Raw genomic sequence first — 22,740 nt, forward strand, 5'->3', positions numbered from 1 at the left:
ATGGAACGTAAGTGTGCGGAAGAGGAGAACGCGCATCGGGACGGAATGACGAATCGAAGTTTTGCACGAAATGCGGATTCTGGGGATTAATTATCTTGACGACCGTCGACAAGTTTCCTGTACTGCTCTGCCCAAACAAAGGGGAAAACCCTTTACGGTTTCCCCGTATCAAGGCTCCGATCCCTCGGAGTCTGTTTTTTATGCGGCACTCATGTGGCGGGGGCGTCTTTCGGACGCCCCCGCGTTGTCATCGCCTAGAACACTGCGTAGTCGCTGTCCTTGACGCTGGTGATGAACATGTGGCCGGGTGCGTGCGTGATCGCAAACGGCGGCTTGCAGTCCATGAGCGCGGCCTGAGGCGTGCAGCCGCAGGCCCAGAAGACCGGGACCTCTCCCTCGTTGATCGGGACGGGGTCTCCCATGTCGGGCTTCATGACGTCCCTGATGCCGATCGCCGCGGGGTCGCCGATGTGGATCGGCGCGCCGTGGACGGCCGGGAAGCGGCCGGTCGCGAGCGCCGCCTTGACGACCTGATGGTGCGGGATCGGACGCATGCTCACGACGATGGGGCCGCGAAGTTTTCCGGCGGGGGTGCATTGGATGTTCGTGATGTACATCGGCACGTTGCAGTTGCATTCGATGTGGCGGACCGGGATCCGCGCGTCGAGAAGCGCGCTCTCGAACGTGAAGGAGCATCCGAGCAGGAAGGCGACCATGTCGTCGCGCCAGTATTTCTTCACGTCCGTCGGCTCGTCGACGCACAGGCCGTCCTTCCAGACGCGGTAGCGCGGGATATCCGTCGTGAGATCGGCCCCCGGGGCCACGAGCTTCGGTTCGGGGTTTCCGGGCTCCGTGACGTCGAGCACGGGGCAGGGCTTCGGGTTTCGCTGGGCGAAGACGAGAAAGTCGAAGGCGAGTTCCTTCGGGAGCATGACGAGGTTCGCCTGCGCGTACCCTTTGCACATCCCCGGAGTCGGGAGCGACCATTCGCCCGTGCGGATGATCTTTCGGACATCCTCCGGGGACCACGCAGCGTAATCGGCTGCCTTCATCATTTCTTCAACACCTCCGAGAGCGGTCGGACCGCGATATTCGCCCCTTCGAGGGCCTTTCGGACGGCCGCCGCCATGGCGACCGCGTGGGGGCTGTCTCCGTGAAGGCAGACGGAGTCGGGACGCATCCTGACGATCGTTCCGTCGACAGCCTCGACGGCGCCCTCCGTCGCCATGCGGACGACCCGCGCCGCCGCGGCATCGAGGTCTTCGATCATCGCGCCGGGTTTGTTCCGGGGTACGAGCGTTCCGTCGGCCTGGTAGCCTCTGTCGGCGAACGCCTCGGAAGCGAAGGGGACGTCTTCCTCCAGCGCCGCCTGCTCGAACAGCGAGTTCGCGAGCCCGAGCAGGATGAGCCCGTCGGCGGCGTCCCTCGTCGCGCGGGCGATCGCCTTCGCGAGCGCGAGATCCTTCGCGGCCTGGTTGTAGAGCGCTCCGTGCGCCTTGACGTGCTGGAGCCTGACGCCTGCTGAACGGCACACGGCCGCGAGAGCGCCGATCTGGTACAGGCAATAGGCGTACGTTTCGTCGGGCGAACATGCCATCGTCCGGCGTCCGAACCCTTGGAGATCCGGGTGTCCCGGATGCGCTCCGACGGCGACGCCAGCAGCGGCGGCGAGTTTCACGGTTGTGAGCATGACCTCGGGATCGCCCGCGTGGAACCCGCAGGCGACATTGGCGGACGTGACGCTCTTCATGACGTCGTCGTCCATTCCGAGCGTATAGGCCCCGAAGCTTTCCCCGAGATCGCTGTTGAGATCGATCATGTTGCCGGCCTCCCTTTTCGGTTCATTCCGACGCGGTTTCCCACGTCACGTTGTAGGCGGTTCCGTCGACGACGAGTTTCAGAGATCCTGTCGAAGAGAGTCGCTGCGTCGCCAGGAGTCGCTCTTCCGGACTGCCTCCCGCATGCGGCGCGTCGTCCGGCCGCGTCGTCCGGAGGGCGCGCGCCTGTCGCACGAGAGCGATTCTTTCCCGCTCCGCGCGTGAGATCGAAAGCGCTTCCCCGAACGTGACGCGGCGGAAGCGAACCTTCTGCCCGGGCAGGCGTTGTGCGAGCGAGGCGATGTCCGGCGTGCAGAGGACGCCGATCTTCGTGTATCCCCCGGTCGTCTGGCGGTCGGCGAGCATCGCGATGGGCTGCCCGTGTCCCGGAATCTGGACCGCACCGAGGGGTATGGCGTCGGAGACGATGTCCGGCGCTCCGGTATGTGCGACGGCGGGGCCTTCCATTCTGTATCCCATGCGATCCGCCGAATTCGTGATCGTGTATTCGGAACCGTAGAACGTATCGATGCCTTCCTGCGTGAAGAGGTCATCCTGCGGGCCGGGTACCACTCTGAGCGGTACGTTCATGTCCCGGCAGGGACGCAGGTCATCCGGGCACGCGAATCCTTCCGCCCGCTTCCAGAGCACCGGGAGCGCGCCCGATTCCAACCGGTCGCCCGTCTTGAGCGCCCTGCCTCCGAATCCTCCGAGGGCCGCGCGGAGATATGTCGAGCGGCTTCCCATGACGAGAGGGACGTCGATGCCGCCCGCGACGCAGAGGTAGGCCCGCGCCCCCGCCCCCGCGGGACCGGAGAATGAGATCCGGTCCCCCGTCGTGACTTTCAGAGCGGTCCAGCAGGGTGCCGGACCGCCGTTGATCCGGAATCCGAGATCGGCGCCCGCCACCGCGACGAGTCCATCGCCGTCGACCGTCAGTGACGGTCCGAGGAGCGTGATTTCGAGCCCGGCGGCCCCTTCGTCGTTGCAGACGAGGATGTTTCCGATCCTGAGCGCGTCGGCGTCCATGGCGCCGGCGACCGGCATTCCGGCCTGCTGGTACCCCCAGCGTCCGAGGTCCTGGACGGTCGTGAGCATCCCCGGGTTACCGACCACGAGCTTCATGCGCGTTCACCAGCTTCCGGGCGCGAGTCGTGCGTAAAACGTTCGATATCGGCCTCTCCCCGGGCGCGAAGTGCGGCGAGACGGTCATATTCGGTACGGCCGACCGCCCTGAAACGCACCCACATTCCCGCCTCGATCACGGTCGGCGGGGTGCGTCCCGCATCGAACATCCTGAGCGGCGTCCGGCCGATGAGCTGCCAGCCTCCGGGGCTTTCGATGGGGTAGATTCCCGTCTGTTTGCCCGCGACGCCGACGCTCCCCGTCGGAATCTTTTCTCGCGGTTCCTTGAGCCGTGGCGTCGCGAGCGTTTCGTCCATTCCTCCGAGATACGCGAAGCCCGGCGTGAACCCGAGCATGTAGCAATAGCAATCCGTTCCAGTGTGGCGGCGCACGATCTCATCCTCCGGCAGGCCGGTGTGCGCGGAGACGTTCGCCATGTCGGGGCCGAATTCTCCTCCGTAGCACACGGGAATGACGACCCCGGCCGAACGGACCGCGGTCGCCGTTCGCTCGTCCCGGGAGAGCGTCTCGAGCATCGCCGTGAAGCCGGCGGGGTCGGTCGTGTCCGGCTCGAAATATACCGCTATCGAACGATAGGTCGGGATGAGTTCGCGGATGCACGACAGTCCGCTGTTCGCGAGTCGCTCCTTGAGCGCCTGGACGCGGGCGTTGACCTCCATGTCGATCGAATCGCCGAACTCGACGACGACGCATGAATCCCCGGCGTTGAGCAGCCTGGGGTATTTTCCTCCGGTCACATTTCTCGCCTCCTTTGCATGCCCCTCCATTCTAGCTGAACATCTTCAGGATGTTCGGAAGCGATTTGAGTCCCATCCAGAGCGTGAATCCGGCCATGATGTAGCCGCACACGGTCAGCCATACCGGGTGTTTGTAGTCGCCGACGACGTCCTTCTTGTACGCCGCGAGAAGGACGGAGATGAGCGCAAGCGGGAGGATGAGTCCGTTGATCGATCCCGCGAAGATGAGGAGCTTGACGGGCTGGCCGACCGTCGCGAAGATCGCTGTCGATGCGCAGATGAACCCGATCATCCAGTAGCGGAGGTTGGATTCGACGGTCTTGAAGAGCGTCCGGAGGAAGGAGATCGACGTATAGGACGCGCCGACGACGGACGTGATGGCCGCCGCCCAGAGGATGACGCCGAAGATCTTGTAGCCGATTTCGCCCGTTCCGATGCGGAACGCCGAAGCGGGGGGATTCGCGGGATCGAGTTTGTTTCCGGCGACGACGACGACGCCGAGGACCGCGAGGAAGAGGAGGAAGCGCATGATTCCCGTGATGCCGATGCCGTTGACGGCGCCCTTGTTGATGTCGCCGATCGATTCCTTGCCGACGATGCCCGCGTCGATGATCCGGTGCGCCCCGGCGAAGGAGATGTAACCGCCGACGGTGCCGCCGACGAGCGTCAGGATGATGAGCCAGTCGATCTTCTCGGGAAGCACCATCTGCTTCAGCGCTTCGCCGACCGGGGGCTGCGTCTTGAACACCTGGTAGAACACCATCGCGATCATGATGAACCCGAGGATCTGTGCGAAGCGGTCCATCGCCTTGCCCATCTCCTTGCTCAGGAAGAGCCATATGGCGATGGCGGCGCTGATGATCGCGCCGTATATGAGCGGAAGGTCGAAGAGGACCTTGAACCCCATCGCCGCGCCGCCGATGTTGCCGATGTTGAAGACGAGCCCGCCGAGCGCGACCGCGAACGCGAGGAAGTATCCCAGCCCCGGAAGAACCTTGTTCGCGACGTCCTGCGCGCGCATTCCGGAGACCGCGAGGATCCGCCAGATGTTGAGCTGGACGATGACGTCGATGAGAATGGACACGAGGATAGCGAAGGCGAACGCCGCCTTCATCTTTTCCGTGAACACCGCCGTCTGCGTGAGAAACCCGGGACCGATCGCCGACGTCGCCATCAGGAACGCCGCGCCCAGAAGGACGCTCAGAACCTCTTTCTTGCTCTTGCCGCCGGTTGCATCAAGCCGTTCTCCTGCCACACCAAACACCTCCATAAGGATGAATGAATGGATCTCCGTCGATATATATGCAAAAAAGTTGCCGAACCCGGAAGGTGGAAAAATAGGGATGGGGGAAGGGGGAAGGGAAATCTGCGCCATGTCGCATCGTGCGGATATCGCACGCAACCCTGTCAGGATGTGCGATTTGTGCGCGTGCGGTGCCACGCGACGGTGCGGACCGGGATGCGGAGTTCGGCCGCGATGCGGCCGTCTGTCTCTCCGCCGGCGCTTCTGATGGCGATCTCGTTGCGGACGCGGTCGACGGACATGTCGGGACGGGATCTCAGGGGGCGGGAGAAGAGGCGCGACAGAGGCATGACTCCCCCGGGAGCGATTGCCCAGACCGAACGGGAGATGCGCTGTACGGTGGATGTGTGAAGGCCCGTCGTGCGCGCGATCTGCCCGAGCGTACAGGGGAGGAGAGCGGTTCCGGGCGACCGGATCGCCGCATTCTGGATCCGGGCGAGTTCCATCGCGACACGCATCCGTCCGCGTGTCCGGACCGCGAGAGCGAGAAGCAGGGATTGTCCCCGTCGCCAGAGAGCGGAGAGTACAGGCGTATCGATGCCCCGGAAGAGATCCGTCTCGACGAGAACCCGGGGAAGCCTGTCCGGGAGATATCGGGTTCGGACTCCGTCGCCCGGGGTCGGAACGAATTCGATCTCCGGGATGACCCGTCCTGTCGTTCCGAAGGCGCCCCCCGGATGCGGATCGAGCATCCGGAGGCGTGACAGGGCGGCATCCAGACGTTCCTTCGACCAGCCGAGAGTCTTCATGACGAACGCCGGACCGCCGTCGGCGAGTTCTTCCGCGCCCGAGCGGAGCAGTTCGGCCGCGTCCCCGGAGTTCTCGCCGCGTCGCCTGAGCTGGATGAGAAGGCACTCTGTGAGGTTTCTCGCGAAGAGACCCGGGGGATCGACCCAGTCCTGTACGGCTGCGAGAAGTGGAGAAACTCGCTCGGGGGCGATTCGGAGCAGCGAAGCGAGTTCGCCGTCGCCGACCGTCAGGCGTCCGTTCGTGTCGAGGCATTGCGGCAGGATTGCCGCCGCGTCGCCGAGTTCCCTGATGGCGGGGCAGGACGCGAGCTGGAAGCGCAGTACCGTGTCCATGTCGGGGATGTCTTCGATACCGTCCTCGCCGGCTTCCGGGATGTGCGCGGACTCCCGCGGAGGCGTCAGGGTGAAGAACGGATTGTCTCCGAAGAGCGTCAGGAGCGTCTCGTAGAGGTTCGCGGCGGGTGTCGTGACGAGCGAAAGCCTGGCGAGGAGGAGCGGAATAGGTATCTGTCTGAGTTCGTTTTTCAGGTGCGGTTCGAGCCCATGGTGGATCCGCATCAGGAAGCGCCGCCCTGCTCCATTCCAAGCCGCTGCATGCGGCGCAGCAGCGCGAAGCGCGAGATGCCGAGTTCGCGCGCCGCGCGTCCGCGTTTGCCGTCGGATCGGGCAAGCGCGTCTTCGAGCAGGCGTCGCTCGTATTCCTGAAGCGCTTCGGGGAGCGTTCCCCCCCTCGGAATGTCCGGGGATTCCTCTCTGGGGAGCGCGTCGAGCATATCGGCGGGCAGATCCCGGAGCGCGACGTCGCCGGCGTCGTTGTCGCGGAGGATGAAGATTCGCTCGATGATGTTCTTCAGCTCCCGCACGTTGCCGGGCCACGGATAGCGCAGGAAGGTTTCCCGGACTTCGGGAGTCAGTGAGACTGCGTGGGCTCCCGAACGCTTCCGGAAGGATTCGATGAAAATATGCGCGAGCTCGATGATGTCCTCGCCCCTCTCCCTGAGGGGCGGCAGCTCGAGCGGCAGCATCGAGATGCGGTAGTAGAGGTCGCTCCGGAACGTGTGTTCGACGATCTTTGCGTCGAGGTCGTCGCATGTCGCGCAGATGACGCGAAGAGACACCTTCCGTTCCTGTCCGCCACCTATCGGGCGGAAGGAGCGCGAGTCGAGGAACCGCAGGAGTTTCCCCTGGAGCTGGAGCGGCATTCCTCCGATCTCGTCGAGGAAGAGCGTCCCCTGGTGCGCGATCTCGGCGAGTCCCGTACGATCGGCGGTCGCCCCCGTGTAGGCGCCGCGCAGGCATCCGAAGAGTTCGGCTTCGAGCAGCGATTCCGGTATCGCCGCACAGTTCAGCGGCACGAACTCTCCCTTGTCGCCGGAGACCGCGTGGATCATGCGGGCGACGACTTCCTTGCCGGATCCGCTCTCGCCCCGGATCAGAATGTTGACATCTTTGTAGGGTGCTACCTTGCGGGCGAAATCCTCGACGCGGCGCATTTCCGGCGACGAGCCCGCGAGTGTGACCGACGTTCTTTGTTCCATGCGCGTGACGCGCCGGTAGAGCGCGATGGATTCCGAGGCGCGGGCGATCATGTTCAGGGCGGCTTCGAGCGGGAACGGTTTGTCGAGGTAGTTGTAGGCTCCCTGCTTGATCGCCCGGACGACGATCGAAGAGTCTCCGAACGCCGTCATGACGATGATTCTGGCCTCTTCCGAACTCTTCAGGATATGCGGGATCGCCGTAAGTCCGTCGCCGTCGGGGAGACGAATGTCGAGCAGAACGACCTCCGGGCTTCCCGATTCGAGAAGCCGCTGGAGCGATGCGAGATTGGCGGCGGTCGAAACGGTGTAATCCCGTTTCTCGAGCGCGGCGCGAAGCCCCTGAGCGAGATGCGGTTCGTCCTCTGCGATCCAGACGTTCATTGGCGGATTTCCTCCCGTTGCCCCGGGATATGAACGACGAATGTCGTCCCCTGCGGGGATGTCTCGTATTCGATCCGGCCGCCGTGAAGCTCCACGATCCGGTGGACGATGGAAAGCCCGAGACCCGTTCCGTCCGCTTTCGTCGTGACGAACGGGTCGAAGATCCGCTCCTGAATGATGTCCGGAAGGCCTGGGCCGGTATCGGACACCCGAAATTCTACCCCATTCCCGTTCCTTTGCGCCGCGAAATGGATGGTCCCTCCGTGCGGCATCGCCTCGACGGCGTTCAGGAGCAGGTTCAGAAGCATCTGTCTGAGCTGTTGCGGATCGCCCCAGAGTCCGAGATCATCGTCGACAGGGGAGACGTCCCATGTGATGCCCTTGCGGAGCGAGGCGTGGAGCATCTGGCGGCACCACTGGAACAGATCGCTGACATGAATGGGGCCCACGAGCGGAGGACGCGGGCTCGCGAACGCGAGGAGCTGCGAGACGGTCCGGTTGAGCCGGTCGAGTTCGTCCCCGAGAATCCGCAGCGATTCATCTCCGTCCGGAGAGACGCTTTCGGACAGGAGGTCGAGGTGGATCCGCATGCTCGCGAGTGGATTGCGGATTTCGTGCGATACGCCGGCCACCATTTGCCCGAGCGACGCGAGACGGTCCATGCGGGAGATCTGTCGTTCGAGCTTCTGCCATCGCCGCAGCGTGTCGACCATGTCGTTGAAGATCGCCGTGAGACGCCGGACCTCGTACGGCTGCCGCCTCGACGGGGGAAGCGTCACCCACGATCCGGAACGGATCTGCTCGAACGCCCACGCGAGCCTCTTGAGAGGGCGCGACAGGCTCCATGCGAGGAAGATCGCCGCTTCGACGGCGAGCAGGAGTCCGATGACGCCCGCGACGAGGACGTGGCGCTGCCGGAAGACGATCGCGGCGAGGATGGTCCGTCCGTCGGGGATCGCGTAGAAAGCTCCCGCGGCTGTGGTCAGCGGGATTGCACCGCGCTCGTGAGTCTGGGAGATGGTCCAGTTTTCGGCGATCTTCCGGAGGAGGCGCGTCGCGCCGATCCGGTCGAGAGCGGAAAACTCGTCGCGCATGTTCAGAATTCTTGCCGAATCGTCCTCGATGCGTCCGATGTATCCCTGATAGAGCGAAACGCCGGCGAGCGACGCGATGAGGATGATCGAGAGGAGCGCGACGACCGCCTTGATTCTCGTTTCCACGGCGTCACCCCTGTGGCCTATCGGGCCCGGCGAGAAGGACCGCCAGCTCCAGAAGCAGCGAAGGCAGCATCGTGATCTCCGCCGGGAACGGCAGGAGGAAGAGCAGAGTATGGTGCATCGCGAGCGCGACGAGGACGGCCATGAAGAGGCGTCGCCTGCGGTACCGTTCGGGAAGGTACATCGGAAGGAAGAAGCAGAGCGCGACGACGGTCCAGCTGTAGCGTCCGAGGCTCAGGATGCCGGGTAGCGGGAACTGGCTGATGCAGAGGCAGAGCGACGCGATGGCGCCGATCGCGACCCTGTTGCGGACGAGAAACAGTTCTTCGCTCCCGAAGTCGCCCCTGTGGAGCGTCCTGTTCCTGAACGGAAGATCGTAGCACCACGAGCACGCCGCGAGGAGCAGTTGCGAGTTCGCCGTGCTCACGGCCGCCGCGAGCACGGCGACGAGAAGCAGCATGGCGGGCAGCGGCGGCAGGATCGCCGTGATGAGCGTCGAAAAGGCCGCGTCGTCTCCCGGACCCGTGAGCGACGGAAGCAGGACGCGTCCTCCCATGCCCGTGAGAGTGAGGCAGACGTAGATCCAGCCGACGATCAGCGGCGTCAGGATAAGCATCAGGTACGCGGTCCGGCGTGAGCCGGCGGACATGATCCGGATGGCGTACTGAGGGTTGGCCGCGACGCCGAGCCCCCATGCGAGCATCATCGGGAAGATGAACGCTGGGCTTTCGGATCCGAACGGGCGCATCAGGACCGGGCCGAGGGCCGCGAACGCGTGGTGGAGCTCCCTCGGCGTTCCGAGACGCCAGAGCATATATGCGGCCGGAACCGTCACGCCGACGAGGATGAGCGCGAGGTTCATCTCGTCGCTCGACGCGACGGACGCGAGACCGCCGAACGTCGTGTAGAGGACGAAGAGGTAGACGAGGAGCGATGCGACCCACGACGGGATGTCGAGCATGTGGGAGACGATGCCGCCGAAGGCCTGGAACTGCGTGACGATGTAGAACGTGTACGCGAGCAGAAGCGCCGACGCGCCGATCGTCCGGAGGCGCGGGTCGCCGTATTCCGTCGCGAGCCATTCGGGAAGCGAGAGAGCGCGACTTTTCCGCAGGCGCGTGACCGCGAAGGGGAGCGCGAGAAGTCCCAGCATCCACCCGTTGACCGAACCCGTGAACGCGACGTAGCCGTCCCTGTAGAACCAGAGCGTGTACCCGACGAGGGATGCCGCGCTCATCCACGTGGCGCAGAACGTCGACAGCGACGAGCGCAGTCCGAGACTCCTTCCCGCGAGGTAGAAGCGCGTCCTGTTCTCGTTCCACGTGAACGCCTGCCCCGCGAGGACGACGAGCAGGATCGCGTAGAATCCGAACGCGATGAGATTTCCGACCGCCTGCGACAGGATCACGGCCGCCGCTTCCTTCCGAACAACGTCCGGACGATCAGGGCGGGGAGCACGAGAAGCGCCGCGAACATCCCCCAGTCGAGAAGGACGGTCTCCCAGGGCATGGCGCGGTCAGGGCTCCGAATCGTCCGCGGGACGGATCCTGCGTTCGAGTTCGCGCAGGAGCGCCGTTTCGTCGGGAATCCCCCTGAAGAGGAGCCGGCCGTCGAGCACCCACGTCGGCTCCGTCGCCCGCACGTTGAAGCGCACGAGATCGAAAAGGTAAAAAAAGCACCTCGGATCGATTAGGTCGACCCGAAGACGATTCTCGAAACGTCCGCGCACCTTCCTCAACAATCTTCCGACCGCCTCACGGGCGGTCCGCATGGGAAAGGAGCGCATTTCGTCCTCTCCGTACATGAAGTTGCTTCAGCAGGCCGAAGACATCGGCCGTTCGATGTAAATCCTGAGTTTCGACGTCATCGCGATTCCTCTCCCGACGGCCCGAGCGCTCCGCTGCGAATCGCTTCGAGCGGCGCGGCGCGATACTGCATGTACTGCTTTCCCGGAATGCCGATCGCGTGTCTCGGGCAGAACGAGACGCATCGCTGGCAGTACTCGCAGGAGTTTCCCATTCGAGGCGTTCCGTCCGGATCGAGCGAGATGTTGCCGACCGGGCAGAGATCCGCGCAGAGTCCGCAGTTGTCGCACTTCGACCGGTCGAAGAAGAGACGGTACCTTTTCCGGAAACTCCTTACCGCCCACTCGTTCCGGGAGATCGCGGCGACCATGTCGGAAAGGACCGGAATGCGTCCCCACGACGAACGGCCGTCGGCGAGATCGTTCGCGAACGACGCCGCTTCGGCTCTCGCCTTCGCGATCCTGCGTTCGTTCGTCGCGCGGTCGATCGTGGCGTTATGGTAGTTCGACGGCATCAGGAAGACCTTCGCGCCGACGGGACTGTATCCCCTGTCGGTCAGAACCCTGCGGATCGAGCCGACGGCGCCGCCGGCGAATCCCGCCATCGTGCCGGCGTAGAAGACCTCGACGCCCGCCCCGTTCGCGTCCTTGGGCGACGGAGGGAGCGATTCGAGGAACTTCCAGATGAACGGATAGGTCGAAAAGTAGGCGACGGTGACGGCGAAGCCGAGACACTGCCCCGGTTCGATGCCCGCAAATCCCCTTTCTATCCTGTGCCCCGCGACGGCGATTCCCCGTTCCCGAAGGGTGCGGGCGATCTCCTCCGCGACCGTCAGCGTGTTTCCCGAACCGCTGAAGTGATACAGCTCCACAGATGCGCTTCGCATATCTTTCCCTCCTTATGTCGTATTCCGGCAGGTCAATTGTAGCAGGAAGCCGGGAATGGTCCGCCCTTCAGGATTTGCGGCCGGAAGCCTCGGCGACGGCCTTCTTCGCGAGTGCGTCCGCCTCGTCGTTCCATGGATTGCCCGAGTGCGCGAGAACTTTCACGTAGTCGATCCGCAGGCTTTCCGCCGCCGCCCGCATGGTTTCCGCGTACGCCTTCGTTCCGGGACGCCCGGTTTTCCAGTCTCCCCTGGGCCAGCGCGCGATTCCCTCGTAGTCGTGGTGGATCACGATGCGTTCGGCTCCGTGTGCGCGCGCGAACTCGACGGCCGCCATCGCAGCGAGAATTTCTCCCGCGACGTTGTGCATCGCAGCGAGATCCGGGTCGGTCCCCGAACGGCGGATCCGTTCGACGCCCTCCTCCCAGTAGATCACGGCCCCCGCGCCGTAGACGTTCGTCTTCGCGTCGAAGCTGCCGTCGACGTAGGCGATCATTTCCCCCCTTCGGGGATCGGGCGGTACGTTCCCGAGTTCCGCCGGAGCGGAAACGGATTCGTTCAGGTACGCCTCTGCCTGCTCCCTCGTCTGAAAGCTCTTGAATTCAGCGCCGGGGAAACCCGTCACCTGCGCGCGACATTCGTCCCACGACGCGAAAATTCCCGGAGTCCGCCCCCTTCGGACGGCGTAGACCTTCGATCCCACGGGATCACCTCCATCGTACAAATCACTATGGTATCACGCGGACACGTGGCGGATTGCCCGGTTATTGAGTACAATCAGACCCTGAAACGTATATTCGAGATGTCTGGAGGGACGGGCATGACTGTACGGTATCTTCGTTTCGAACACGGCGGCCGACGCTGCGCAGGAATCGTGACCGAAGGCGACGTGATCCGCGAGCTGCACGGAGACATCATGGGAGAATGGGGACTCGGAGAACCGGTGTGTACGCTTGCGGACGTCGATCGATACCTTCCTCCGGCGTGTCCGGGAAAGATCGTCTGCCTCGGCCTGAACTACCGGGATCACGCCGCCGAGATGAAGCTTCAGCTTCCCGAAGAGCCGCTTCTGTTCATGAAGCCGTCCACGGCCGTCATCGCGCACGGCGATACGATCCTGCGACCTTCGATATCGAAGCGCGTGGACTACGAGGCCGAACTCGCGATCGTCGTCGGAAAGACTGCGCGCCGTGTCTCCCGCGACGACGCGGACGACTACATTCTGGGCTACACCTGCGCGAACGACGTCACGGCGCGGGATCTTCAGGCGAAGGACGTCCAGTACACGCGCGCGAAGTCGTTCGACACGTTCGCGCCCATTGGTCCCTGGATCGTCATGGGGCTCGATCCGTCGAACCTCGAGATCCGCATGTGGCGCAACGATACGATGGTCCAGCATTCGTCGACGGCGAACCTGATCTTCCCGGTCCCCGTGATCGTGGAGTTCGTCACGCAGGTAATGACGCTCCTCCCGGGCGACGTCATCATCACGGGAACGCCTTCGGGCGTCGGCCCCCTGTCGCGCGGGGATGTCGCGCGCGTCGAAATCGAGGGAATCGGGACGCTTTCGAACACTGTGGAAGACGAGATCGTCGTCCGCTGACCGGGGACGCATACGGAAGCAGCGGGCGGTGCTGCCGGACGATTCCCGGCGGTTTCTCCTGCCGGAGAACGGCTTGAAAGAATACGAGGTGAACGAATCAATGGATCTTCGGACGTTGAGAACGCAATCCGCCGCCATCGGGCCGGACGTGGTCGCGTGGCGCAGACGGTTTCACGAGAACCCCGAGCTCCCCTGGAAGGAACGCGAGACGACGCGGTTCATCGCGGAAAGGCTCCGCGAACTCGGATGCGAGAATATCCGCATCGGGGTCGGCGAGAGCGGAACGGGCGTGATCGCGGATCTGAACGCGAACCACTCCGGACCGTGCGTCGCTATTCGCGGCGACATCGACGCTCTTCCGCTCGACGAGGAGACGGACGTTCCGTTCCGCTCGAAGGTGAAGGGCGTGATGCACGCGTGCGGACACGACGCGCACGCGGCGATTCTCCTCGGCGTCGCGACGGTGCTCTCGAAGGTGCGCGGAGAGATTCCGGGCCGCATTCGCCTGATCTTCCAGCCTGCGGAGGAGGCCGGATTCGACTCCGGCGCCGGACGGATGATCGAGGGCGGGGCACTCGAAGGCGTCGACGCGATCATCGGCCTTCACGTCTGGTCGTCGTTGCCGAGCGGCGTCTTCGGCCTCCGGAGCGACGGCATGATGGCGTCGGCCGACGTGTTCGAGCTGACCGTGAAGGGAAAGGGCGGGCACGGCGGCCGCCCGCAGGACGCGCTCGATCCGACCATCGCTGCCGCGACGATCATCACGACCATGCAGAGCATCATCAGCCGCGAGATCGATCCTCTCGAAACGGCGGTCCTCAGCATCGGAAAGATCGAGTCCGGAACGGCGCCGAACATCATTCCGGAGACGGCCAGGATCACGGGCAACGTCCGTTCGACGAGCCCTTCCGTCAGGGCGTCGATGGAGGGCCGCATGAAGCGGATCGCCGACGGCATCTGCATGGCGACGCGATGCGAAGCGACGCTCGTCTACACCCCGATCTACCCCGTGACCGTGAACGACCCGGCGATGACGGCTCTCGCGCAGGCCACCCTGACGGAAATGTTTGGCGCCGGGCGTGTCGTCGAGCCCCCGGTCGCGATGGGGTCGGAGGATTTCAGTTACTACGAGGAGAAGGTCCCGGGAACGTTCATCTTCGCGGGAATGGCCGATCCGGCGAAGGGAACGGACGCACAGCACCACAATCCCCGCTTCAGAGTCGACGAGGATATCTTCCCCGATTGCGTTGCCGCCCTCTGCGGCATTGCGTGGCGCCGGATTTCGTTCAGGCGCGACCGGGTATAATACGAGAAAGTGTACGGAAAAGACGCTCTTGTTTTTTTTAAAATCCCTGAACGGATTGCGAGGAGGAACGGCGGATGACGAAGAGAACGTTTTTTTTGACGATGATGGTGTGTATTCTCGTGGTGCCTGCTTCGGTTCTTCCGGCGCAGGCGATCGGGGAACCGGTTCTTCCCGATGTCGCGTCCGCGGACGAGCCCCCGCCGCTTCCGTCCGGAATGCCGGGGCAGTCCGGAGGCGGGAGCGGACTCCCGGCCCTCCCGGGGCTTTCGGATCTCGAAGTCGACCTCGAGCCGCTCCCCGGGCTCGATACGCTGAATCAGGAAGTCGCGTCGGCCGATGCGCGGGCGGCGGCGATCCGAAAGGCGCTCGACAAAGTCGACGAAGCACGCGCTCTCTGGCAGCGCGGTGATCTCGACGGGGCGATCGCGCTCGTCGAAGAGGCGCTCCGGCTCGATGCCGAGTCCGAAGAGGCCCGGGGAGAACTGCTCTCGATGACGGAGGGGCGGAAGAACTTCCAGGCGGCCCGGGCGCTTCGGGAAGAGGGACGCGCCCTGCTGTCGCGGGATATGGCCGCGGAAGCCGTCGTCAAGTTCCGCGAGAGCCTCGGCCTCTGGAAAGACGACGAGACCTCGGCGCTGCTCGAACAGGGTGTGAAACGACAGACGTATCTCGGAGAGATGCGGGAGACGGCGTCGAGGCTCCTTCGGGAGGCGCTCGCCGACGAAGGGGCGGGAAAGTTCGACGACGCGCTCTCGAAGCTGCGGGAAAGCCTCCGGGCGGTTTCGCTCCCCGAGGCACGCGAAGCGGCCGGGCGCATCGAAGCGCTCGTCCGGGAGCGGGACGAGCGGAAGGCCAAAGCGGACGATCTGAAGACGCGGGCCCAGGCGCTCGAAAAGGATGGCAGACTCGAAGAGGCGCTCGATCTTTTCGAGGAAAGTCTGCGCTACGTCCAGGATAAAGCCGTGAACGAAACGGCCGCCCGACTTCACGCGACGATAGACGCCCGCCTTGCGACCGACGAGCAGAAGAAAACCCGTGCAGCCGCGCTCGCCCGAAAAGGCGCCGAACTCGAGCGGATCGGAAGTCTCGAGGAGGCGCTGGCCTCCTACGAAGCGAGTATTGCGCTCTGGCAGGACGCGAAGGCCGAGGAGGCAGCAGGCAGGCTGGCTGCTGCCATCCGCGAGAAAGCGAGGATAGAGGGCGAGAAAAAGGAACGTGCGTATCGTCTCTTCCAGGAGGGGTACGACCTCGAACTTACCGACCATACGGAGGAGGCGCTGGCGAAATATCGCGAAAGCCGCCTGACATGGCCCGACAAAGAGGCGGAGGACGCCGTCAGACGACTCCAGGCGCAGCTCTCGGAACGCCGTGACCGCAAGGCGAAGGCGACGGGCATGGCCGCGAAGGCGTCCGAACTGGAGCAGTCCGGGAAGGTCGAAGATGCCCTCGACGAGTACCTCGCGAGCCAGGCGCTCTGGCCCGATCCGCAGATCGCGAAGGCCGTGGACCGGCTCAGGGTGGTCATACGGGAGCGCATCCAGTCGAAGGAGGAAAAGCAGCTTCGCGCGGGCAGGCTCTTCCGCTCCGGGTCGGAACTCGAAAGGGCCGGCGATCTCGACGGGGCGCGCGAACGGTTCGCGGAGAGCCTTGCGCTGCTGCCTGATCCGAAGGTGGAAGAAGCGATGACGCGCCTCGAGGGAAAGATCGTCGAGCGCGGACGGAGCGAGGCCGACGCCCGTGCGAAGGCGCTATCCCTCTTTACGGAGGCTTCGGACCTCGAACTGAGGGGAGAACTCGAGGCCGCTCGCGTGAAACTTCGGGAGAGCCAGTCCGTCGTTCCCCTCAGGGACGCCGAGGAGGCGATCCGGAGGATCGGCGAGAAAATCCGGGCTGCGGACGAACGGAAGGCCCGTGCCGCCGGGCTGAGCAGGAACGGAGCGAGACTGGAACGCCTCGGCAGGCTCCCCGAAGCGCTCGCGGCGTACGAGGAAAGCGCCTCGCTCGTCACGGCGGCCGAGGTCGACGAATCCATCCTGCGCGTTCAGGGAAAGGTCGACGCGCTTGCCAGGGAATCGGCGGAAAAAAAGGAGCGTGCGGTCAGGCTCGCGCAGGAATCGGCGGAGCTCGAGTCGCTCGGAAGGCTTGACGAGGCTTTCACGGCGATGCGTGAGAGCCGGACTCTCGATCCGACGAAGGAAAAGGACGAAGCGTTCGCGCGTCTGAACGCCCGTCTGCTGGAGCGGAAAGCGTCCGAAGACCGTGGGAACGAGCTCTACACGAAGGCCGAAATTCTCGAAAAGGCCGGACGGCTCGAGGACGCGCTCGCGGGGTACGAGACGAGCAGAAGCGTGTATCGTTCCGATCGTGTTCTCGAAGCGCTTGCGCGCGTCCAGTCGGCGATCCTCGATCGCGCGCGGACCGGGGAGGAACGGCGGGCTCTCGCCGCGGCCCGGGCAGCCCGGGGAACGGCTCTCGAAGGGCAGGGGCAGCTCGACGAGGCTCTCGCCGAATTCAATGCGAGTGCGGAACTTTCTCCCGATATCGGTACGGACGCTGCGGTCGCGCGACTGCGCGGAGCGATCGGCGAAAGAGACAGAATGCGCGCGGATGCGCGCGCGGATGCCGGACGACTTCTCGAAGATGCGTTGCGCCTCGAGCGGGCGGGAAAACTCGACGAAGCCCTGGCGAAGGCGCGGGAAAGCGCGTCGAAGGCGTCCGACAGCAGGAGCGATACCGCGATCGAACGTATCGAAAAGGCTCTCGCCGAGAGAGAGGCCGTTATCGCCGGGGCGCGGGCGCTCTTCCGCGAGGCGCTTGATCTCGAGGTCGGCGGGAAGTTGCAGGATGCTCTCTCGAAGCTGCGCCAGAGCAACAGGACATGGGAAACCGCCGAAACCTCGGAAGCCGTCGAACGCGTGACGAAGGCCATCCGCGAGCGGGAAGAGAAGCAGGAGCTCGCCCTGAAGTCGTATCTCGAGGGAGGGAAGCTCGAGGCTTCCGGGCGTCTCGAGGAGGCGCTCGCGAAATTCGAGGAAAGTCTCGGATTCTTCCGGGACAAGGACGCGTACGATGCCGTCACGCGCGTGAACCGGAAAATCGTCGACGCGGCGAAGAAGCGCGAAGCAGCGCGCCAGATCGCGACCGAAGCGGAGGAGCTCAGGAAGATCGGCGACCTCGAGGGCGCCTTCGCGAAATATCAGGAGAGCTACGCGCTCTTCCCGGACAAGGAACTCGGTTCGGAGCTCGCGAAGATCGCGGCGGAGGCGAAGCTGGACCGCGACCGCCGCGCGAGAGCGGAGAAGCTGGCCGATGAAGGACATTCCCTCCTGAAGGAAGGGCGCGAACGCGAGGCGTTCGAGCGTTTTACGGAAAGCCTCGCGCTCCGGTCGGACAGCGTGCTTGAAAAACGGACGAAAGCGCTCGGAGAAAAGGTCCGGGCCGACGAGGAGCGTCTCGCCAGGGCGCGAGGTCTTCGCAGCGAGGGAATCGCACTCCAGAAGCAGGGGAACCCGGAGGAGGCGCTGAAGAAATACCGGGAAAGCCTCGGCGTCCGTCCCGATCCGGAGCTTCAGGCATATGCGGATCAGCTCGAAACGCTGCTCCTGTCGGAAAAGGAGCGTAGAGAGAAGGCGGCCGCGTTCCGCGCCGAGGGCATCGCACTGCAGAAGAACGGACGCAACGCCGAGGCGCTCGAGAAGTATCGTCAGAGCCTTTCCTACCGAAAGGACCCGCAACTCGAGACGCACGTGAAGAAGCTCTACGAGAAGATCCAGAGGGACATGAGAGAGGCGGTTCGCCTTCGGAACGAGGGCGTCGCGCTGCAGAAGACGGGGCGCCTGAAGGACGCGCTCAGAATCTACAAACTGAGCCTGTCGCTCTATCCGATGCCGGATCTCGAGGCCCACGTGAAGGGCATCGAGCGGAAGATCGCGGAGCAGGCCGAGAGAACGAAACTTGCCGCATTGCTCTACAACGAAGCGACCGTCCTGCGAAAACAGGGGAAGATCGAAGCCGCGCTCGAGAAATACCGCCGGAGCGTCGAGCTCGTGCCGAACAAGCGCGCCGAGGACATCATCAAGGCTCTCGAAAAGGATGTCGTGAAACTGAACGAGCGCAGGGAACGCGAAGAGGCGCTCCGGAAGGGGAAACAGGGTTCCGGGAAATAGGACGGCTCTCGGGAGGGCGAATACGGACTCGGTATTTTTGCCGTGCCGGGGGGAGTTGCGTCCATGTCCCCGAAAGGTATACTACCAGAGACATGGCTGATGAAATTTCAGGACGCAGGGTAAACCTCGAAGAGATCGTCAACAAGAGCCCTTCGGTGTTCGTCGAATGGATGGACGCCGAAGGGCTTCCCGTGTCCTATATCTCCGACAATGTCCGTCAGTTCGGCTATACGGCCGGGGAATTCCTTTCGGGAAAGGTTCGCTACGAGGATCTCATTCTCCGCGAAGATCTGAAAAAAGTCCGGCAGCAGGCGAGGTGCTTCAGGGACCGGAATCTGAACGAATACGCCCAGGAATACAGGATCCTCGCGCGAAGCGGAGAAGTCCGCTGGGTCGAGGACCGGACCTTCATCACGAGGAACTCGAACGGGGAGGAAATCCTCTTTCAGGGCGTCATAACGGATATTACGGCGCGGGCAACGAGCGAGATCATCCGGAACGCGATGTACCGGATCTCCCGCGCAGCGAACGCGCCCGGATCGCTCTCCGAGACGATGGAGGCGATCCGGGCCGTTCTCGGTGACATCATGGACGTCCGGAACTTCTTCATCGCGCTCTATGACCAGAAGCACGAGATGATCAGCTTCCCCTATTTCGTGGACGAACGGGACGAACCACCGACTCCGATGAGAGGCGACCAGGGGGTGACCGGATATATCATCCGGCGGCGGAAGTCGATGCTCATCTCCGATCCGTCGGATCTCGAAACGTACGCGTCGGAAGACGGCGTCGACATCGTGGGGAGCGTTCCGGAGAGTTTTCTGGGCGTTCCGCTCTGCAACCGGGATCGCGTGATAGGAGCCCTCGTCGTTCAGAGCTATACGCCGGAGGTCCGGTTCGGGAACAGGGAGCTCGAGGTTCTCACGTTCCTGTCGGAACAGATTGCGCTGTCGGTGGAGTCGAAGCTTTCGCAGGAATCGATCTACCATCAGGCCACGCACGATACGCTTACGGGATTGCCGAACAGGTCGCTCTTCGCGGACCGCCTCCGGGTCGCGCTCCGGCACGCGGAACGGAGCGGCGATTGCGTCGCCGTCTTCATGCTGGATCTCGACAATCTCAAGGCCGTCAACGACAATTTCGGGCACGCGACGGGAGATGCTCTGCTGCGGAGAATCGCGGAATGTCTCCAGTCGCACGTCCGCGAGATGGACACCGTCGCGAGAGTCGGCGGCGACGAATTCTTCTTTGTCCTTCCGTCGATTCAGGGCGCCGCCGAGGCCGAAATGATCGCGCGACGCATCCTGGGAGCGATCTCGCGCCCCGTTGAAATCGACGGCAGGAACTTTTCCCCCACGGGAAGTCTCGGGATCGCGATCTCTCCGGCGGACGGGGTCCACGCTGAGGAACTGATGCAGAAGGCGGACGCCGCGATGTACATGATCAAGGCCAGGGGCAAGAATAACTTTCGCTTCTGGGGGGATTCTTCGGGAAGCCCCGACGGATCGATCGAAGAGCCGTTCGGGGATTTCCGCCGCGCCCGGGAAGCCCAGCGAAGAAGCGAAGCCTCGCTCCGTTCGCTGCTTTCGAGGATTCCGGACACGTTGGCCGAGTTCACGTCCGAGGGGATACTCATCGCCATCTGGTCCGACCGGCAGAGGATCCTGCGTTCCGGTACGACCGTCGAAACGCTCCGGGGGGCGGAGGATCTCTTTCCCGCATCGGTCGTTCCCGATTTTCTCGCGACGATACACCGCGCGCTTGCGACTGGGGCCGTCCAGGAAACCGAGTACGAACGGGATCGCGGAAAACGCCGCTGTTTTTACGAGATCCGGATCGTCCCCAAGGAGGGGGAGAGCGTATTCGCGTTCATCCGGGACATCACGGCTCGCAGACTCCGGGAGGATACGCTCCTGCGCGCCCTCTCCGGGAAAGATCGGACGGAGAGGCCGACCGACTGACGCGGGAAGGGCCGGGAATGAAAAAGGCGAGGGGGATTTCCGCCCTCTCGCCTTTTTGGTTGGCCGGTTGACGGTTTCCGCTAGCGCTTCTTCGGCATTCCGGCGAGAAGCAGGGCCGGAAGCGTCAGCGGCGAGGCGAGGATGCCGCCGGTTCCCGCGTCGCAGCCGCTTCCCTCGCCCGACGAACCCGATCCGGACGGGGCTTCCGTCAGCTCAATGACGTCCTCGCCGGTGAGTTCGACGGCCAGATCCGTCTCACCCACGGAGAGGAACGGGGGGACGACACCCATCGGACCATCGTAGGTTTTTCCATCGGAGACTTTCTTCGTGAGTTTCTGCGGAACGGAGACGATTGGGACGGCCTGACGGAAATTCACGACAGGGAACGGAACCTTCTTTACGATGTAGAACGTCTTCGACGCATCCTGTGCGGAATCGTTCGCGACCTACGCCGTCACGGTCGCCTTCGCGCTCTTCGCGACCGGGAAAGAACGGCCATCGACATCCAGTCGTTGCCGCCCTGGTCGTACACGCTCGAGCCCATCGAGTTGATCGTGAACCCTCCGTTCGGGTCCCTGTACGCCTGGTAGGCGAGATGGAATTCGCTGAAGTCGTTCGTCTCGCCGGGTTTCAGGACGGATTCGGCCGATCCCATCGTCGAGAAGGTCCAGCAGGTTCCGTACGACCCCTGATTTTTGACCTGAGTGACGCGGTTTAGCGTCCGAAGGTCGTACAGAGCGGGAAATGTTGTCGCGGCGCGGACCGCGTTTTCCCTGTCGGGGTGCTCGCCGAGCGACGGAAGGACCATCGGGGGCGGCATGTAGCCGTACCCGGCCGCGTCGCTTCCCTCTCCGCCGTGGAGCGCTCCGCGCCGTCCCGACGTCTCCTCCAGATACGCGAGAAGCGCGGGATTCTGTTCCGCCGTAACGATCTCCTCTCCGGCACGGGCCGAAGTCGAGAGGAGTGTGAGAAGAAAAAGACACGCGACGAAAAATCGTCTCATGACACGTCACCTCAGAAGGAAGATTTGCGCTTTTCACGCATATCATGAGGAAAAGAGACCTGAACGCGGCGGACGCCGGGAGGATATTTCGTGAGGGAAGGTGCCTCCATTGCGATGATATGAATTGCTCATGTGGTAGCAGGTCACCGGACCCGCTAAGTGAAACGAGGGGGCGCGATTTCCGTGCCCCCTCGCGCCTGCCGGTACAAACCGGGTCGGAAGACGTTACTTTTTATCGATCCACTTCGCCTTGAACGCGTCGCGATTGGCTGTGACGACCTCGTCGATCACGGTCTTGAGATCGGATCCCTTTTTCATGGCGACTCCGTAGTTTTCCTCTGTGAGGTACGTATCGATATACCGGAGATCAGGGGTCTTCCGCACAACGTCGAGGACCGTCATCCCGTCGAAGATTCCAACCTCGACGACCCCCATCGTGAGTCCGTTCTCGATATCGGGAACCGTCTCGAACGGGAGCATTTTCGACTCCGGGTACTTCTTTTCGACGAGAGTCATTCCCGTGGATCCCGAGAGGCATCCGATGGACTTCCCCTTGATGTCTTCGACGGTTTTCACGGGAGAGGTCTTTTTGACCATCGCGAGCTGCCCTGTCTTGAAGTACCATTCGGAGAAGTCGCAGACCTGTGCGCGCGCTCCGGTGATCGTGATTGAGGTGCATGCGATGTCGAAGAGGTCCCACGCGTATCCCGGCGTCCACGCCCTGTCGATTCCGTTCGCCCATGGGAGGCGGACGATCTGCATCTTCACGCCGAGTTTTTCGGCGACCTTCGTCGCGAGGTCCATGTCGAACCCTGTCACCCGGTCGCCCGGTCCCATGACGAATGGGACGATGTCGAAATCCGCCATGGCGACCTTGATGACGCCGCGCGCTTTCACGTCCTGGAGCGTCGAGGCGGAGACCGCGCCGGCAACGCCGATCGCGCAGAGAAGAACCGCCGCAAAAACGAACCGCCGAGAGAACGGACCCATTTCATACAGCCCCCCTTTGGAATCGAACGTCTTGCCTTAGAAGTGTACGCCCAGCCGAAGTTTTCGTCAATTGTAAAATGAATGAATTAAAAGAAAAAACATGGTATCTTGAATAATCGTCGGACAAATCCGGAG

Annotated in this window: 19 protein-coding genes; 4 read left to right on the top strand and 15 right to left on the bottom strand. The window is 63.5% G+C overall.

Annotated features, from left to right (window positions below):
• Nucleotides 1–254: 254 nt before the first annotated feature.
• The 12 genes from ACZ5IU_RS11175 to ACZ5IU_RS11230 all read right to left on the bottom strand — a co-directional run bounded on the left by ACZ5IU_RS11175 (nt 255) and on the right by ACZ5IU_RS11230 (nt 12,279).
• Nucleotides 255–1,052 carry a putative hydro-lyase gene (locus ACZ5IU_RS11175; protein ID WP_464421901.1) on the bottom strand — a complete coding sequence of 266 codons (798 nt, stop codon included), beginning with the start codon at nt 1,050–1,052 and terminating at the stop codon, nt 255–257.
• Entirely contained in the window at nt 1,052–1,819 is a 768-nt protein-coding gene (locus ACZ5IU_RS11180) for a LamB/YcsF family protein (RefSeq protein WP_464417296.1), read from the bottom strand. Before ACZ5IU_RS11180 ends, ACZ5IU_RS11175 begins: the two co-directional genes overlap by 1 nt.
• A gap of 22 nt (nt 1,820–1,841) precedes the next feature.
• The gene (locus ACZ5IU_RS11185; RefSeq protein WP_464417298.1) at nt 1,842–2,942 is read right to left on the bottom strand and encodes a 5-oxoprolinase subunit C family protein; all 1,101 of its coding nucleotides are present in this window, start codon (nt 2,940–2,942) and stop codon (nt 1,842–1,844) included.
• Nucleotides 2,939–3,700, bottom strand: coding sequence for a 5-oxoprolinase subunit PxpB (gene pxpB / locus ACZ5IU_RS11190; RefSeq protein ID WP_464417300.1), 762 nt, complete (start codon nt 3,698–3,700; stop codon nt 2,939–2,941). The genes ACZ5IU_RS11185 and pxpB overlap by 4 nt, the downstream gene beginning before the upstream one ends.
• Before the next feature lie 31 nt (nt 3,701–3,731).
• Nucleotides 3,732–4,874 (bottom strand): NRAMP family divalent metal transporter, encoded by a 1,143-nt coding sequence (locus tag ACZ5IU_RS11195; RefSeq protein WP_464421904.1) that lies wholly within the window; start codon nt 4,872–4,874, stop codon nt 3,732–3,734.
• Nucleotides 4,875–5,107: 233 nt separating this feature from the next.
• Entirely contained in the window at nt 5,108–6,310 is a 1,203-nt protein-coding gene (locus tag ACZ5IU_RS11200) for an RNA polymerase factor sigma-54 (RefSeq protein ID WP_464417302.1), read from the bottom strand.
• Nucleotides 6,310–7,671, bottom strand: coding sequence for a sigma-54-dependent transcriptional regulator (locus ACZ5IU_RS11205; protein ID WP_464417304.1), 1,362 nt, complete (start codon nt 7,669–7,671; stop codon nt 6,310–6,312). Before ACZ5IU_RS11205 ends, ACZ5IU_RS11200 begins: the two co-directional genes overlap by 1 nt.
• A complete protein-coding gene (locus ACZ5IU_RS11210; protein WP_464417306.1) occupies nt 7,668–8,891 on the bottom strand; it encodes an ATP-binding protein in 1,224 nt (407 codons plus the stop codon). Before ACZ5IU_RS11210 ends, ACZ5IU_RS11205 begins: the two co-directional genes overlap by 4 nt.
• A 4-nt stretch (nt 8,892–8,895) precedes the next feature.
• A complete protein-coding gene (locus ACZ5IU_RS11215) occupies nt 8,896–10,296 on the bottom strand; it encodes a sodium:solute symporter family protein (protein ID WP_464417308.1) in 1,401 nt (466 codons plus the stop codon).
• A gap of 108 nt (nt 10,297–10,404) precedes the next feature.
• Nucleotides 10,405–10,629, bottom strand: a complete 225-nt coding sequence (locus ACZ5IU_RS11220; protein WP_464417310.1) for a hypothetical protein — start codon at nt 10,627–10,629, stop codon at nt 10,405–10,407.
• A 122-nt stretch (nt 10,630–10,751) separates the two neighbouring features.
• The gene (locus tag ACZ5IU_RS11225) at nt 10,752–11,579 is read right to left on the bottom strand and encodes an EFR1 family ferrodoxin (RefSeq protein ID WP_464417312.1); all 828 of its coding nucleotides are present in this window, start codon (nt 11,577–11,579) and stop codon (nt 10,752–10,754) included.
• Nucleotides 11,580–11,646: 67 nt separating this feature from the next.
• The gene (locus ACZ5IU_RS11230) at nt 11,647–12,279 is read right to left on the bottom strand and encodes a ribonuclease H1 domain-containing protein (RefSeq protein ID WP_464417314.1); all 633 of its coding nucleotides are present in this window, start codon (nt 12,277–12,279) and stop codon (nt 11,647–11,649) included.
• Between the two features lie 117 nt (nt 12,280–12,396).
• On the opposite strand from ACZ5IU_RS11230, the gene ACZ5IU_RS11235 reads away from it, so the two are divergent.
• The 4 genes from ACZ5IU_RS11235 (at nt 12,397) to ACZ5IU_RS11250 (ending at nt 20,612) form a co-directional block, all read left to right on the top strand.
• A complete protein-coding gene (locus ACZ5IU_RS11235; protein WP_464417316.1) occupies nt 12,397–13,179 on the top strand; it encodes a fumarylacetoacetate hydrolase family protein in 783 nt (260 codons plus the stop codon).
• A 28-nt stretch (nt 13,180–13,207) separates the two neighbouring features.
• Nucleotides 13,208–14,485: a M20 metallopeptidase family protein gene (locus ACZ5IU_RS11240; protein WP_464417318.1), complete on the top strand. Its 1,278-nt coding sequence runs from the start codon at nt 13,208–13,210 to the stop codon at nt 14,483–14,485.
• A gap of 74 nt (nt 14,486–14,559) precedes the next feature.
• Nucleotides 14,560–18,651, top strand: coding sequence for a coiled-coil domain-containing protein (locus ACZ5IU_RS11245; RefSeq protein ID WP_464417320.1), 4,092 nt, complete (start codon nt 14,560–14,562; stop codon nt 18,649–18,651).
• A 92-nt stretch (nt 18,652–18,743) separates the two neighbouring features.
• Nucleotides 18,744–20,612 (top strand): diguanylate cyclase domain-containing protein, encoded by a 1,869-nt coding sequence (locus ACZ5IU_RS11250; protein WP_464417322.1) that lies wholly within the window; start codon nt 18,744–18,746, stop codon nt 20,610–20,612.
• An 80-nt stretch (nt 20,613–20,692) separates the two neighbouring features.
• Here the strand turns inward: ACZ5IU_RS11250 and ACZ5IU_RS11255 are convergent, their stop codons facing one another.
• The 3 genes from ACZ5IU_RS11255 to ACZ5IU_RS11265 all read right to left on the bottom strand — a co-directional run bounded on the left by ACZ5IU_RS11255 (nt 20,693) and on the right by ACZ5IU_RS11265 (nt 22,605).
• Nucleotides 20,693–20,989, bottom strand: a complete 297-nt coding sequence (locus ACZ5IU_RS11255) for a hypothetical protein (protein WP_464417324.1) — start codon at nt 20,987–20,989, stop codon at nt 20,693–20,695.
• 77 nt (nt 20,990–21,066) lie between these two features.
• Nucleotides 21,067–21,615, bottom strand: coding sequence for a C1 family peptidase (locus tag ACZ5IU_RS11260; protein WP_464417326.1), 549 nt, complete (start codon nt 21,613–21,615; stop codon nt 21,067–21,069).
• A 225-nt stretch (nt 21,616–21,840) separates the two neighbouring features.
• Nucleotides 21,841–22,605: an ABC transporter substrate-binding protein gene (locus ACZ5IU_RS11265; protein ID WP_464417328.1), complete on the bottom strand. Its 765-nt coding sequence runs from the start codon at nt 22,603–22,605 to the stop codon at nt 21,841–21,843.
• Nucleotides 22,606–22,740: the final 135 nt, after the last annotated feature.

This window comes from Lactivibrio alcoholicus (assembly GCF_055390895.1).

Coding starts and splice junctions, on each gene's coding strand:
- ACZ5IU_RS11175 (WP_464421901.1), bottom strand. CDS start 1,052: ATGAAGGCAGCCGATTACGCTGCGTGGTCCCCGGAGGATGTCCGAAAG.
- ACZ5IU_RS11180 (WP_464417296.1), bottom strand. CDS start 1,819: ATGATCGATCTCAACAGCGATCTCGGGGAAAGCTTCGGGGCCTATACG.
- ACZ5IU_RS11185 (WP_464417298.1), bottom strand. CDS start 2,942: ATGAAGCTCGTGGTCGGTAACCCGGGGATGCTCACGACCGTCCAGGAC.
- ACZ5IU_RS11195 (WP_464421904.1), bottom strand. CDS start 4,874: ATGGCGACGTCGGCGATCGGTCCCGGGTTTCTCACGCAGACGGCGGTG.
- ACZ5IU_RS11200 (WP_464417302.1), bottom strand. CDS start 6,310: ATGCGGATCCACCATGGGCTCGAACCGCACCTGAAAAACGAACTCAGA.
- ACZ5IU_RS11205 (WP_464417304.1), bottom strand. CDS start 7,671: ATGAACGTCTGGATCGCAGAGGACGAACCGCATCTCGCTCAGGGGCTT.
- ACZ5IU_RS11225 (WP_464417312.1), bottom strand. CDS start 11,579: ATGCGAAGCGCATCTGTGGAGCTGTATCACTTCAGCGGTTCGGGAAAC.
- ACZ5IU_RS11235 (WP_464417316.1), top strand. CDS start 12,397: ATGACTGTACGGTATCTTCGTTTCGAACACGGCGGCCGACGCTGCGCA.
- ACZ5IU_RS11245 (WP_464417320.1), top strand. CDS start 14,560: ATGACGAAGAGAACGTTTTTTTTGACGATGATGGTGTGTATTCTCGTG.
- ACZ5IU_RS11250 (WP_464417322.1), top strand. CDS start 18,744: ATGGCTGATGAAATTTCAGGACGCAGGGTAAACCTCGAAGAGATCGTC.
- ACZ5IU_RS11260 (WP_464417326.1), bottom strand. CDS start 21,615: ATGAGACGATTTTTCGTCGCGTGTCTTTTTCTTCTCACACTCCTCTCG.
- ACZ5IU_RS11265 (WP_464417328.1), bottom strand. CDS start 22,605: ATGGGTCCGTTCTCTCGGCGGTTCGTTTTTGCGGCGGTTCTTCTCTGC.